This window comes from Lichenicola cladoniae, assembly GCF_013201075.1.
Classification (GTDB): domain Bacteria; phylum Pseudomonadota; class Alphaproteobacteria; order Acetobacterales; family Acetobacteraceae; genus Lichenicola; species Lichenicola cladoniae.
Window position 1 is genome coordinate 95,673 of record NZ_CP053708.1, and the last position, 14,328, is coordinate 110,000.

Genomic DNA, 14,328 nt, shown 5'->3' on the forward strand with positions numbered 1-14,328 from the left:
CCTAGGTGACCATCTGCTCGTCCTGATGCTCATTCAGCTCGATCTCCCCTTGGCCGCCAAGCTCCTTTGCGATCAGGACGATCTGCGACTGCGCATCGTCGACATCGCGAAGGCGCACCGGCCCGAGCTGGGCGATATCGTCGCGCAGCAGCTTGCCCGCGCGTTCCGACAGGCTGCCGAGGAACAGCGTGCGGATTTCGTCCGAGGCGCCTTTCAACGCGATCGTCAGCTTGTCCTTCTCGACGGCGCGCATGAGCTTCTGCACCGCATCCGGCGTCAGGCGGGCAAGGTCGTCGAAGGTGAACATCAGCGACTTCACCCGTTCCGCCGCCTCCCTGCTGCGCTCTTCCAGCGCCGACATGAACCGGCCTTCCACCTGGCGATCGAGACTGTTGAAGATCTCGGCGATCATCTCGTGGCTGTCGCGGCGCGTGCTGCGTGCCAGGTTCGACATGAACTCGGACCGGAGCGTTTTCTCGACGCTGTCGAGGACATCCTTCTGGACGCTTTCCATGCGCAGCATCCGCATGATCACTTCCATCGCGAAGCTGTCGGGCAACAGGCTCAGAACCCGCGCGGCATGGCTCGCTTTGACTTTCCCCAGCACCACCGCGACCGTCTGCGGATATTCGTTCTTGAGGTAGTTTGCGAGCACGGCTTCATTGACGTTGCCGAGCTTGTCCCACATTGTTCGACCGGCGGGACCGCGGATCTCTTCCATGATCTGCGATGCGCGTTCGCGGGACAGCGACTTCTGCAACAGGCGCTCGGTGCTGTCGAAGCTTCCTACCAGCATGCCGGCCGAACTGATGCTCTGCGAAAATTCGGCGCACAGCGATTCGACCGTGTCGGCATTGACGCTGCCGAGCTGGGCCATGGCCAGCGAGATCTCCTTGATCTCCTCCTCGTGCATCATCGCGAACAGCTGGCTGCACTGCTCCTCGCCGAGAGCCAGCATCAGGATGGCCGCGCGCTGCACGCCGGGAAGCTGGACGGTGCTCATCAGGTCGGCTCCTTTGCCAGCCATCCACGAACGATGGTGAGGCTTTCCTCCGGGTGCCGCCCGGCCAGGTCGACGATCTGCCTGATCGAGGCTGCGCGCAGGCGTCCGTCGATGTTGGCCAGGGTGATCAGGCTTTGATCGGCGAGCATTGCCTGGTCATCGCCCGTCGCGTGGGCCGGCCCGCTCAGCGCCGGACGCAGCATGGGGCCGGCCTCCAGCGCGGTGCCGCCGATGGTCGGGCCGGCGATCAGCGCAGGCACCGTGGTCAGGCGCAGAACCATCGGCCTGACCACCAGGATCAGGGCGAGAAGCATGAAGGTGCCCAGCAGCAGGTTCTGCCCGATATGCACGATGTCCTCACGGTCCAGATGCAGCCCGAGCAGGCCAGCCGGGGCTGGTGCCTCGGGGAGATCGCGAACCGTGAACGGCATGGAGACGACGGTGACGATGTCGCCGCGCTTCGCATCGTAGCCAATCGCGCTTTTCACCAATGTGGAGATCCGGTCGAGCTCGTCCTTGCTCCGGATCTGCCAGGCGGGCTTGCCGTCAGCACCTTTCGAGACGGTGCCGTCTACCATGACGGCGAGGCTGATACGGGTCAGGCGCGGTTGATCCCGGACCAGGGTACGGACGGTCTTGCCGATCTCGTAGTTGTTGGTTTCCTCCTGCCGGTCGCCCTGGCTGCCGGATGGTGTCTGGCCGGCATTCGCGTTCGGCAGGTTGTTCTGGACCGAAGTATTTGTGGCGCCGTCGCTGTTGCGGTTCTTGTCCGACACCGTCTGCTGGCTGCGCAGCACCTGCTGGCTGGGGTCAAAGGTTTCCTGCGTCTCGCGCACCTGATCGCTGGTCATCGTCACCGCGGCCTCGGCGCGCACGTGCTCGGCGCCGAGGGATGGTTCGAGCATCTCCTCGACGGCCCGGGCAAGTCGCAGTTCGGTGGACTGGCGCAGTTCGTCCACGCTTTGCGCAGCACTGCTGCCGGCGATCGGGTTGCCGGCGCGGGCCAGGACGCTGCCGCGATTATCGATGATGGCGATGTTCTGCGGCTTGAGGCCGGGGACGGCGGCGGAGACGAGATTGAGGACGGCCTGCACGCCTTCCGGATCCATGCGGGCGGCTCCGGACATCGACAGCAGCACGCTCGCCTGCGCCGGCATCTGCTCGGACGCGAACGGCTCGCGATGTGGCAGCACGAGATGCACGCGGGCCCCGCGAACGCCGGTGATGAGGCGGATCGAGCGGGCCAGCTCGCCTTCCAGGGCGCGGGTCTGGTTGATCGTCTGCTCGAACTGGGTTGCGGTCAGGTTGTCGCCGCGATCGAAGATCTCGTAACCGACCGAGCCCCCCGATGGCAGGCCACCCTTGGCGAGCAGCAGCCGGGCAGCAGCGACCTGATCCGACGGTACCAGGATGCGATCATCCTGCGAGCCGAGTTCGTGCGGGATGTGCGCCTTCTCCAGCTGCTCCGCCATCTGGCCGGCCTCATGCAGATCGAGATCGCCATACAGCAACGCCATCTGCGGCCGAGCGCCGCCCTGCGACACCAGCACGGCCAGCATCGTCAGGATGCCGATCGCAACGGCCGCCATGGCGGCGAGCTTGGCTGGACCGAGGGCCTTTAGCCCCTCGAGAAGCGGGTTCATGCGGAAGAGACTTTGGTGAGGATGCAGGACCTAGTCATGGTCTCTTTCCAGAAATCGGCCTGTTGCCGACCTGGAAAGAATGACAGCCCATCCTTACCGGGGCCTTAACCGCCCGGCAGTTTTTGCCTGGCGGTGGGACTCGGGATCAGGATGTCGCTTGCGTGCCTGAGCTCGCGGTCGCGGTGCCGAGCAGCGACATCACCTTGCTCATATCCACCGTCGTTCCACCCATCTGGACATTGACGCCGTTGGACGCGTTCTTGGTCACGCCGGTGATGGTGCCGATGACGTTGAATGGAACCGCGCTGCCGTCTGCAGCCACCACCGCAACATCGTAGGTGCCGTTCGCAAGCGCGGTGCCGGAATCGTCCTTACCGTCCCACTTCCAGTCGGTGGTCTGGGCGGTGACATCCAGGCTTTGGGTCCTGACGACGGCGCCTGCGGAGTTGGTGATGGCGATCGCCGTGGAGCCGGCGGCGATCGGGTTCAGCTGGAGTTCCCCGGTGCCGTTCTGCAGCGGTATCTGGGTCGATGCCACGACCGCCTGGCGGCCGACCAGCGACGTGCTCTGGCTGACGGCAGTATCCTGGTTCAGCGACAGCAGCTGGGTCAGGTTGGTGTTGGTCTTGATCTGTTGCTCGACCCCCGCGAACTGGGCGAGCTCGCTGGTGAAGCTGTCGGTCTGCATCGGGCTGGTCGGGTCCTGGTGCGACAATTGTGCCGTTAGCAGGCTCAGGAACTGGTTGTAGTTGCTGGTCAGCGACGAGAGCGCGTCGCCATTATCGTCGGTCGCCGAGCTTGCGGTCGCTGCGGCGGTGTTAGCTGCGTTCGCCTTCTTGGCCGCCAGCTCGGCGGCTTGGATAAGGTCGGTTGCAGATGTAATGGTCGTGCTCATGGCGTGCTCCTTCGCTGGTCAGGCAGTGATGTTGATGCGGCTCGACGATCGCTGGACGAGACCCGGCGATATCGATCCCGTCGGGCCGGGGTCGGTCTCGCCTGCGTCCGGATAAGTGTCGGAAGTCCGGCCGTTTTGGGAAAAGCCACTGGCCGGATCGCGGCCACCACCACCCGCCTGCGCATCGGCGCCCTGAAAGCCCGACATGTCGACGTTCGTTCCGGCATCCGTTTGCGATGCCGACGCCGTGTCCTGTATTCGTTCGATGACCGACGGCGATGCAGGATGACCGGGAGCGGCGGCCGGGACGGCTGCAAGCCCGAGCTCGAAGCTGAGATGGCGGCCCGCCGAAGGGATCGATGCAGCGTCGAGTGCCGCGTGCAGCTGCGCCTGATCGCCCATGAGACTGCGCAGTGTCCCCGCCTCGCTGGCGGTAACGACGATCCGGACCGCTCCGTTCACGGTCCGGTCGAGCTGGATGTGGACTGTCCCAAGTTCCTTCGGATGAAGGGTCAGCGTCATCTGGCTGCTGCCGTCGGGCCCGGTGGCCAGCGTCAGCAGTGAATTCCCGACCTGTGCCGGAGCGCCGGCGCCCCCGCCAGGATCCGTCACATTCGGCTGTGCAAGAGCTTCCGGCCCCGGTGCCGAACCGGGCTGCGGTGCTGTTCCGGATCCGACCGGCATGGTGGTGATCTCGGGCGTGCCCGGTGCGATCAGCGCCATACCGGCCAGGTCCAAGGCTTCCTTCGCAGGCTTGGACTTCAGTGGATCGATCTCGCCTGCTAGATCGAGGTCCGGTGATGAACGCTGCAGTCTTGTCGCGTTCCGTGCAGGGAGTGGGGCATCGACAAGCGGGTTCAGAGGGTCTGCAACTTGATGTCCCGGATCTTGCTCGGCAAGAACGACCGGGTCCGGCGGTGTGGTCGGGGAAGCCGCCATCGGCACGTAGGTCACGGTCAGGGAAATGCCGGCGCCACCGGTTTTCGGCGCCGCATCGTGACGGCCTCCCGGGTCTGCGACGCCGACGGGCATGACGGTCACGGGTGCCGTTGCAGATAGCTCCGTGGGGGTTCGGTTTCCCTGTGGCGATACGAACGGGGTCGACAGATCGAAGGACGATCGGGTTGTGGCCGGCGGGGGCCTATCGCTTGCCGCCTGCAGATGCAGGCTCCGAACATCGCCATCATTGGCCATCGGTGGCGTTGCGGGTAACGTCGTTGGATCAGGCTGGATTTGAGGCGACGCGTTCGACTGGGGCGTCGGCATGGTCGCACTCGATGTCGGGTCGGGCGGTGCCTCAGCGTGGATACGGGACGGTTTTCTGGCCGCCCCGGGCTTCTGATCGACGTCATGTCTCTTGATGTTGTCCGCAACCTTTGCGGTGTTGGCCGGACGAGCCGCCGCCGTCCCGGGATGTTCCAAAACATCGGCAACTGGTTTCGGTGGCGGACCGGACCGTTGATCGTCTGCCGACAGACTCGGGGCCGTTGATTTGTCGGCCGCTGGTGGTTGCAGGCGGCCTGCCTCCGGTTCGAGCCGCGACACGCTCGTATGTCCGCTTGGCTGCGGAGACGGAGTTGCGGAGTCCGTTGTTCCGACAAGTCCGGCTCGGGGTTTCGATGCCTGCATGTATGGGGACGGTACAGCTGGCTCATTAAGATCCAGTGAAGATAAGCCGCCTGGCTTTTCAGGAGGTCCTGTCATGGCGCCCGCGTCCGGGGTTCCAGACCAGATCGCCGAGAGATGCGCGGCGAACCGGGCCGTAGTGTTGTTGGACGTCGCGTTTGTTCCGGCGGGGCTGGAAAGAACGTTGGCGATCCTTGTTGCGATAGAATGAAGCGGATCTGGTTGAGTGGCTGACATGAGACGCTCCTATATCCGGTCGATGTGCAAGACACAGGCCACATCAACATATGCGTCGGCTCAGGCGACGGGGTACATCATAGTGCGCGGGAGGGGCAAGAACTGCCCGGCATAAACTGCCGCCCGGCACGGAATTCGTTTGTTCTTCATGCGGATGAACATGGCAAAACCGCTGCTAGCCGCCCCTTTGACTTGGCACGGTTTCTGCAAATCCAGGGTTGAGCACGCTTCTTGGGGTGCGCAGTTAGGAAACCAGACATGTCGATCATGGGCGCACTCAACACGGCCGTTAGCGGCTTGTCCGCGCAGTCGCACGCATTCACCGATATCAGCAACAATATCTCGAACAGTCAGACCGTCGGCTACAAGGCGACGAACACCAATTTTTCGGACTACGTCCTGACGTCCGGTGCGGCCCAGGGCACGGCCGGAACGGTCCTGGCCACGACCGCTTCGCAGAATGAAGCGCAAGGCACGATCACATCAAGCTCCAATGCTCTGGCACTGGCTGTGTCGGGGCGGGGGTTCTTTTCGGTCAATGAGGAAAGCGGCGACTCGACCACGGGTGTCAAGGCGTTCAAGGATACCGCCTTCTATACAAGGAACGGTGATTTTACCGAGAACAATCTTGGCTACCTGGTCAACTCGTCGAATGAATACCTGAACGGCTACATGGTTGATTCGAAGGGCGTGCTCAACACAAATTCTCTGCAGACCATCAATGTCGCGGACGTTACGTTCCGCCCGACTCAGACCACCACGATAACCGATGCGGCGACTTTACCTGGCTCCGTCGCCGCCGGGGATACGTCAGCGACAAGTAGTGCGGTCAACTCGACGATCTCGGTCTATGACTCGACTGGCACGCCTCATAGCCTCGCGATCAATTGGGCCTATTCACCAGCCGACGCGTCATGGACGGTCTCAGGTACGCTGGATGGCGCGTCAACGCCGAACACTTCGGCGAAGGTCAAGTTCGACGCGAACGGCCTGATCAGCTCGGTTGCGCAGCAGAACAATATCGGCACCTCGCCGGCAACATACGGCGCCGCGACGACGACCAGCGGAGCCGCCGCAACTCTGATGCTACCGGCGACGTTCGGCGGTGTTTCGCAGCCGATGACGATTTCGCTCGGCGCAGTCGGGTCTTCATCCGGCACGACGATGCAGACAAACACGGCCGGGACGGGTGCGGCCGCAACCGTTCGCAGCGATAGTATCACGTCGGGCGTATTCACGAAGATCTCGATGACGTCCGATGGGAATATCCTGGCATCGTTCGATAATAATCAGACTCAACTTGTCGGAAAAGTTCCTCTTGCGATGTTTGCTGACGCAAACGCGCTCTCGGCGTCCGACGGCGAGGCCTTTACCGCGACGTCCGGATCCGGTGCCGCAGTCATCACCCTGGCCGGAAAGAACGGCGCAGGCGATCTCGAGATAGGGTCTGTGGAGAACTCCACCACCAGCCTCGATACCGACCTCACCAAACTCATCACGGCGCAGCAGGCCTACGGTGCGAGTGCCAAGGTGGTGACCACCGCCAACGAGATGCTGCAGACCGTGCTGTCCATGAAGCAATAATTTTTACCGTTCATTAAGGATCGACATGCATCCTGGATACGGTTTCAGGAAGCGCGTGTCGAACCGGTCGAGGATTTTGCATGAGCCTCAGCTCGTCGTTGTCGATTGCTTCAAGCGGCCTGTCGGCGCTTCAGGCGGAATTGGCGGTCGCATCGCAGAATGTCGCGAATGCCGGTACTGCGGGTTATGCGAAGGAGACGGCGTCCGTCTCTTCCCGTACCTCCGGGGGGCAGCCGGGCGGCGTGCTGACCGGGTTGACCGGGAGGGTCGTCGATACTGCGCTGGAGGCCAGCCTGTATGCGCAGAACGCGACAGTGGCGGCCCTGATCGCGACCAACACCAATCTGGCCCCCATTCTGGCGCTGCAGGGCTCGACCAGCTCCCTGCCTGGCATAAGCGGGACACTGTCCGATACCGTCGGTAACCTGCAGACGAGCCTGATCTCGCTGGAAGCGGACCCGACCAATGCGGCCGGGCAGCAGGCGGTGCTGGCAGCTGCGGGATCGCTGGCATCGAACATTCGAACGACCGCGAATGCCTACCAGACCCAGCGCCAGACTGCGCAGGATGCGGCCCTCGATGACGTGGCGACCGCGAATGCCAGTCTCGCGTCGATCGGGTCGTTGTCCGACCGGATCGCCCAGGGCCGGATCACCGGGATCAGCACCGCCGACCTCGAGAACCAGCGCGCGGTGGCCATGACTTCGCTGTCGAATGTCCTGTCCGTTCAGTTCAAGGAGACGGCGAACGGTGACATGCTGGTCAGCACGGCGAACGGTCTCTCCCTGCCCACCCGTTCGACCGAAGGACCGCTTGCGACGTCGGATGCGACCGTCACCGTGTCGAGCGTCTATCCGGATTCGATCCCGGCGATCACCCTCGATGGCCGGGATGTCACCAGCAGCCTGACCGGTGGTGCCCTCGGCGCCAACATCGTGCTCCGGGACACCACGCTGCCGACCATGCAGGCCGAACTGGACTCGTTCTCCCAAACTTTGGCCTCACGGTTCGACAGCCAGGGTCTTACCCTGTTCACCGATGGCAGTGGCAACCTGCCCGGCAGCGGCGGTACGGGACCGTCGCCGGCCGGTCAGGTCGGTTTTGCCAACGTCATCCAGGTCAATCCCGCCGTTTCGGCCAATCCCAGCATCGTGCGCGACGGCAGTCACGACGTCACCGGCACCACCACCGGCGCGTCCGGCTTCACCGTCAATGCCGGCCGCGGGACGGCGGATACGACCCTGATCGACAGGCTGCTCGACTTTACCCTCGGGGCCCAGGTTCAGCTGGGGGTGACACAGCCATCGGCCAGTTCGACCGGTCTCGGGCTGAACGGCGCGTTGTCGTCGCCATACTCCGGTGGCGGGAGCCTGACGTCGCTGGCCTCGACGCTGACCGGCGCGCAGGCGTCGACGATCAACCAGGTCACGACCGGACTGGCTAGCGAGACCGTCATCCAGACCTCGCTCGGTGCCAAGGTGGCGTCGGTATCGGGAGTTTCGGTGGATGACGAGATGTCGTCGATCGTCGCGTTGCAGAATGCGTATGCGGCGAACGCCAAGGTGATTGCAGCGGTTCAGTCGATGTTCTCCGCCCTGCTCAACGCGACGAACTGAGACGATCATGACCATACAGAACGCGGCCACGGCGCCCATGTCGATGTTGCTGCTGACCGAGGCGGTCGATCGACTGACGGCACAGAACGCGTCGCTGCAAGGCCAGCTCACGTCCGGTGTCGTTTCGGACAGCTATGCGGGTCTCGGCGATCAGCGCATCGTGGCGCTCAGCCTGCAACCACAAATCACCAAGGTGGTGGCGTGGCAAGGCAACATCACGTCTGCACAAAACACGCTGAGCGTCACCCAGACAGTGATGTCGCGGATCGCGACGATCACGAGCAATCTGCAGACATCGCTGATCGGCCTGCAGGGCAATACCACCGCGATCAATGTCTCGCTCGCCGCCTCGCAGGCTCGGCAATCCTTGACCGAGCTGGCCTCGCTGCTCAATACGCAGAACGGGTCGCAATATGTGTTTGGCGGCAATGCTTCGGACACGGCGCCTGTTCCAGACCCGTCATCCGTCACCAGCAGCAGCTTCTTCCAGACGATCGCAGCCAGCGTGGCCGGTGTGGCGACCAATGGTGCTGCGGCGACAGAAACTGCAAGCGTGGCGGCGGCCTCCGACAACAGTCCCGGGCAGTCGGTCTTTTCGAGTGCCCTCAGCGTCGATACGACCACGGCTGCCGCGACCGGTCATAGTGTCACGGTGGGGGACCAGCAGCACGTCACGGTGGGGTTCGTTGCCACGCAAGGGGGTGCGGCCAGCGCGACGTCGACAGGCTCTTCCATTCGCGACCTGATGCGAGGACTTGCGGTGGTCGGCAGCCTCGACCAGGCCAACGCATCGAGTAGCGGTTTCTCGACCCTGGTAGCCGATACGGCGTCCCAGATGCAAGCCGTCAGCAGTAGCCTGAACCTCACGGTCGCCTCACTGGGTCAGACACAGGCGCAAATGGCCAGTCAAGGCAATTCGCTCGGGCAGCTCGGCGATGCGCTGACGAAGCAGCTCGGCCTCGTCAAGGATAGCGATCCGGCAGCCCTGTCCGTCCAGTTGACGATGACGCAGAACCAGTTGCAGGCGTCCTATAGCCTGATCGCCGACATGAAGGGCATGTCGCTGGCCGCATATCTCTGAGTTCCAAAAGGGTTTGTTAATCTAATGGGGTCATGGTCCGCCTGCGTCGGCGGCGATCGGGTTGTCGCGAGAATACGGTGCTGCATGTCTCATCTCGTTCTGGAACTACGGCAGGGTGAGATGATGGTCGTCAACGGAGCGACCATACTGTTCCGAAACAAGTGCCGGATCGAGCTGGTGTCCCATGCACGTTTCCTGTTCGGCAAGCAGATCATGGTCGCTCAGGAAGCGGAAACGTCGATGCGGCGTTTGTACTATAAGCTCCAGATTGCCTATGTCGGTCCCGTGGAAGACCGTGCCGGGGCAACCGACGATACCCGCGCCCGGTTGGCCGAGTTGCAGCGGGCGGTGGTTGGCGATGCCGCAATCACGCTGGGCGCTGTCGCGGATGCCTTCGAAGCCGAAGACTTCTATAAGGCGCTGAAGCTCCTGCGGATGATGATACGCGATGAAAAGACGGATACGATCTCTGAATCCGAAAGGTCATAGACACTCCATTAATCTTTTCATGGTGTGCTGATGATCTAGTTATTTACAGGAGACATCACCGTGACATTGTCGATCAATACCAACACGGCCGCGATGGCGGCGCTCGAATCCTTGTCGGCGACGACCGCCGCATTGAACGCCACCGAAAGCCAGGTCTCAACCGGCAAGAAGGTCTCCTCCGCATCCGACAACCCGGCGATTTATGCAATCTCGCAGTCGATGATGGGTAATATTTCCGGCCTCTCGGCTGTATCCGACAGCCTTGCTTTCGGCTCTCAGGTCGTGAACACGGCCAGCAAGGCGTCTGCCGACATCATCGCGACGTTACAGACACTGCAAGCTTCCGTCACCACGGCCAGTACGACCGGTATTTCGCTCTCGACGATGCAGAGCCAAGTGTCCAATGCGTTGAACCAGATCAATGACTACGCGCGAAACTCGACCTTCAACGGCATCAACCTTCTGACCTCGGCGTCTGACGCCGGGAGCACGGTTACGAATGCAAACCTGAACGTCGTGACAGGGTTGCAAGGCAATGTGCTTACCGTCGCCAATCAGGCAACGGCGACGACACCTAATGCGGTGACTCTGACTGATGCACTCGGGCTAACGACCGGAATGTCGGCGAATGGCACGGTGATCGCAAACGGAACGGCCGCAGCCGGACAGACAGCCCAGTCGATCCTCACTGGCGCCGCCACGGGTCTGAATATCAGCACCAGCCCCGATCTGGCCGCCACCGATTTCGCAGCTGGGAACAACGTCGTCCTGACCAACGGCGATGGGACGACGACGACGTTCGAATTCGGCGACGGCACAACCGCTGCGCAGTCTGTGGAAACATCCGGAGCGACCGCGAATCATGTCGTGGTGGTGCTGGTCGATGCAACCACCCAGTCGACAAGTACGATGCTGGGTAGCCTAGTGTCGGCGATGAATAATAATGGCTATAATGCGGTTACCCAGAGCAATGGGTCGATCGACGTGACTGGTCAGGGGGTTACCGCTTCCAAAAGCAACCTGGCAGCTGGCGGTGCCACCAGCATCGATGATGGAACGGCGCTGAGTGCCAGCGAGGCCGTGATCACCACAATCCAGAGTGCGATTACCAAGATGACCGGCATCAGTGGCAACCTGGGCGCGACGACGCAGCAGATCACCGGGATGCAGAGTTTCACCAGCGATCTCAGCGATGCGTTGACGTCGGGCGTCGGTGCTTTGACCGATGCGGACCTGTCGGCGACAAGCGCCAGGCTGACATCGCTGCAGACGAAGCAGCAGTTGGCGATCCAGTCGCTGTCGATCGCGAATTCGCAGTCCTCGTCTATCCTCTCGCTGTTCCGCTAGCTGCTCTGCAACGGGCCGGGCGTTCGGCGCTCGGCCTGTCCCTGCCATCGAATGAACGGGTTCATCCATGAAGTACGGCGCCAGCCAGTATCGACGATCGGAAGGTGGCGCGCTATCGCCGCGAGAGACCGAGGCGGCGGCTTTCGTCTTCGTGAACCGGATGCTGTCGGAACATGGTGACGCTCTCACGCGCATGCGGGCCCTGGCCAAGAACCAGCAGCTCTGGTCGATGCTGCTGAAGGATATCGGCAGCTCTAGCAATGGCTTGCCGGACATCCTCAAGGCGGACCTTGCCACGGTCGGCTTCTGGGCGGTCCGGACCAGTATAGCCTCCATGGGTGACGATCGCCCGGTCACCGCGCTCTTGCAGGTCAACGAGGACATGATCGCAGGACTTCGCACCGCTCGGGAGGATTCGGGCCCTGTCCCCGCCCATATGAGGCTTGTTATGGCTGGCTAGGCACGTCGCCCCGATTTGCCTGGCCATCCTCGCCGGGGGCATAATAGGTGGGCCGCACTTCAGGCGGTGCCACAGGAAGTGCCCGACATGACCAGTTACGCGTCGCTGTTTGTGGGTGATCCGGCGCCCTGGTTCCGGCAGCGCTGCACGACCCATCACGGTGACTACACGTTCGACATGACCGGTGGTCGTTACATAGTGCTCTACCTGTTCGTCTCGTCGGGCGATCCACTGACGCACGCTGCATTGCGGGTCATCACCGAAAATCGCCAGTTGTTCGATGACAGGCAGGCAAGCTTCTTTGGGGTCAGCGCCGATCCTGCAGACGAGAGCCAGGCGAGGCTTCAGGCGGATCTGCCCGGCATCCGGTATTTTTTCGATCATGACGGACTGGTTGGGCGGCTGTACGGTAGCCGTTCGGTTCAGCAGGCTGGGCCTGACGCGGATGGCGAGGGCCGTAACCTCTGGTACGTGCTCGATCCGCTGCTCAGGGTCCGTGGGGTTTTCGTGGATGACCCGGACGCGGCGGTTCGGATCGTCGAACTGTTGGGGCGTCTGCCGTCGCTCGATGTGCCGACACCTGAACAGCCGGTTCCGGTGCTGATGCTGCCGGACGTGTTCGAGCCTGAGTTTTGCAGCAGGTTGATCGACTACTACGAGACGTCCGAGAGCCAGCCGTCCGGGGTGTTCACCCAGGGCGCAGACGGCCCGTCCCGGATAGTGACCGATACCGGCTTCAAGCGCCGGCGGGATTGTCAGGTTCGTCACCGTGGCCTGGTCGAACAGATACAGGCGCGGATCGTTCGGAGGGTGGTACCCGAGATCCGAAAAGCCTATCAGTTCGAGGCGACCGAACTCGAGCGGCTGATCCTGGCATCCTATGATTCCAGCGATCGTGGATGCTTCGGGGCGCACCGGGATAACACCGTCAAAGCGACCGAGCATCGCCGCTTTGCCGTGTCGATCAACCTGAACGAAGGCTTTGAAGGCGGTGAGCTTGTGTTTCCCGAGTTCAGTCGACGCGGGTTCAAGCCGGGTACCGGCGGCGCGATCATCTTCGCCTGTTCGCTCATGCACCTGGTCACGCCGGTAACAGCCGGTCGGCGGCTGGCTTGCCTGCCATTCGTCTATGACGCGGAAGCGGCGAAGCTGAAGAAGGCAAATCGGGCGCTGGCGGCTCGTGCTGCTGAAAGTCCGGTCGCGTAGCCCCAGTGCTCCATCCTTCCGGTATTCGGATGCCGTTGCACACCCGAAATGTCGGGCGACATCAAGGCCGATCGAGCGTGGATGACCGTCCTCCCCTGCATATGGCGGCCACACAGTCGGGCTGGCTTTCGGAGGCGTTTCGCAAGCGAAGCGCTGCTCCCACTCTTGAGCACGCATTTGCAATCACCATCTAAATTCCTATGCATTGGTCCAGCCGGCGTTGCCTCTTGAGGGACGCCATTCAGGCTGGTCCGCGAAACCAGTCGCCTGAGAAAGAGGGACAGGGCCATGGAATTGGAAAAGTTTACCGAGCGGTCACGCGGCTTCCTGCAGGCTGCGCAGACGATCGCGCTACGAGAGTACCACCAGAAGCTGACGCCGGAGCACCTGCTGAAGGCGCTGCTGGACGATGAGGAGGGTGCCGCCGCCGGGCTGATCCGGGCTGCCGGCGGTGATCCGCAGGCAGCCCGGTTGTCGGTCGAGGCGGAGATGGGACGGCTGCCGAAGGTGCAGGGGGCCGGTGCCGGCCATCCACAGGCCACTCCCGAACTCGTACGCATCCTCGATACTGCCCAACAGGATGCCCAGAAGGCGGGCGATAGCTTCGTTGCCCAGGACCGGTTGCTGGTGGCACTTGCCGGTTCCGATCAGCCCGCTGGCCGGGCACTGGTCCAGGCCGGCGTGCCCAAGCAGGCGCTCGAGCGGTCGTTGGCCGAGATGCGCAAGGGCCGCAAGGTGACCAGCGAGAACGCCGAGGCAGGCTTCGACGCATTGAAGAAGTATGCCCGCGACGTGACCGAGATCGCCCGCAGCGGCAAGCTCGACCCGGTGATCGGTCGCGACGAGGAGATCCGTCGCGCCATCCAGGTGCTGGCGCGTCGCACCAAGAACAACCCGGTGCTCATTGGCGAGCCTGGAGTTGGCAAGACGGCGATCGTGGAGGGGCTGGCCCTCCGGATCGTCAACGGAGACGTGCCCGAGGCGCTGAAAGGCAAGCGCATCCTCGGCCTCGACTTGGGGGCACTCGTGGCCGGAGCCAAGTTCCGCGGCGAGTTCGAGGAGCGGCTGAAGGCGGTCCTGAAGGAGATCGAGACGGCGGCCGGCGAGGTCATCCTGTTCATCGACGAGATGCACACGCTGG

At 62.8% G+C, this 14,328-nt stretch carries 12 protein-coding genes (1 of these 12 cut by a window edge); 8 read left to right on the top strand and 4 right to left on the bottom strand.

The window, feature by feature from the left end; translation table 11 throughout:
- Position 1: 1 nt before the first annotated feature.
- The 4 genes from fliG to HN018_RS00470 all read right to left on the bottom strand — a co-directional run bounded on the left by fliG (position 2) and on the right by HN018_RS00470 (position 4,573).
- Positions 2-1,003, bottom strand: a complete 1,002-nt coding sequence (gene fliG, locus HN018_RS00455) for a flagellar motor switch protein FliG (protein WP_171837174.1) — start codon at positions 1,001-1,003, stop codon at positions 2-4.
- Entirely contained in the window at positions 1,003-2,646 is a 1,644-nt protein-coding gene (gene fliF, locus HN018_RS00460) for a flagellar basal-body MS-ring/collar protein FliF (RefSeq protein ID WP_171837173.1), read from the bottom strand. Before fliF ends, fliG begins: the two co-directional genes overlap by 1 nt.
- A gap of 145 nt (positions 2,647-2,791) precedes the next feature.
- On the bottom strand, positions 2,792-3,541 hold the full coding sequence (locus HN018_RS00465; RefSeq protein ID WP_171837172.1) for a flagellar hook assembly protein FlgD: 750 nt from the start codon (positions 3,539-3,541) through the stop codon (positions 2,792-2,794).
- Positions 3,542-3,559: 18 nt separating this feature from the next.
- Positions 3,560-4,573, bottom strand: coding sequence for a flagellar hook-length control protein FliK (locus tag HN018_RS00470; RefSeq protein ID WP_239479366.1), 1,014 nt, complete (start codon positions 4,571-4,573; stop codon positions 3,560-3,562).
- Between the two features lie 1,089 nt (positions 4,574-5,662).
- Between HN018_RS00470 and HN018_RS00475 the strand changes: the two genes are divergently transcribed.
- The 8 genes from HN018_RS00475 to clpB form a co-directional block, all read left to right on the top strand.
- Positions 5,663-6,988, top strand: coding sequence for a flagellar hook protein FlgE (locus HN018_RS00475; RefSeq protein WP_171837170.1), 1,326 nt, complete (start codon positions 5,663-5,665; stop codon positions 6,986-6,988).
- A gap of 80 nt (positions 6,989-7,068) precedes the next feature.
- Positions 7,069-8,604 (top strand): flagellar hook-associated protein FlgK, encoded by a 1,536-nt coding sequence (locus HN018_RS00480; protein WP_171837169.1) that lies wholly within the window; start codon positions 7,069-7,071, stop codon positions 8,602-8,604.
- A 7-nt stretch (positions 8,605-8,611) separates the two neighbouring features.
- Positions 8,612-9,685, top strand: a complete 1,074-nt coding sequence (locus HN018_RS00485) for a flagellin (protein ID WP_171837168.1) — start codon at positions 8,612-8,614, stop codon at positions 9,683-9,685.
- Positions 9,686-9,769: 84 nt separating this feature from the next.
- Positions 9,770-10,174, top strand: a complete 405-nt coding sequence (locus HN018_RS00490) for a flagellar biosynthesis repressor FlbT (RefSeq protein WP_172443414.1) — start codon at positions 9,770-9,772, stop codon at positions 10,172-10,174.
- A gap of 60 nt (positions 10,175-10,234) precedes the next feature.
- Positions 10,235-11,521: a flagellin gene (locus tag HN018_RS00495; protein ID WP_171837166.1), complete on the top strand. Its 1,287-nt coding sequence runs from the start codon at positions 10,235-10,237 to the stop codon at positions 11,519-11,521.
- Between the two features lie 67 nt (positions 11,522-11,588).
- A complete protein-coding gene (locus tag HN018_RS00500; RefSeq protein WP_171837165.1) occupies positions 11,589-11,981 on the top strand; it encodes a flagellar biosynthesis regulator FlaF in 393 nt (130 codons plus the stop codon).
- Between the two features lie 87 nt (positions 11,982-12,068).
- A complete protein-coding gene (locus tag HN018_RS00505) occupies positions 12,069-13,187 on the top strand; it encodes a redoxin domain-containing protein (RefSeq protein ID WP_171837164.1) in 1,119 nt (372 codons plus the stop codon).
- Positions 13,188-13,475: 288 nt separating this feature from the next.
- Positions 13,476-14,328: the beginning of an ATP-dependent chaperone ClpB gene (clpB, locus tag HN018_RS00510; RefSeq protein WP_171837163.1), read on the top strand. It continues 1,745 nt past the right edge of the window; the window shows 853 of its 2,598 coding nt (coding positions 1-853); the start codon lies at positions 13,476-13,478; its stop codon lies beyond the right edge, outside the window.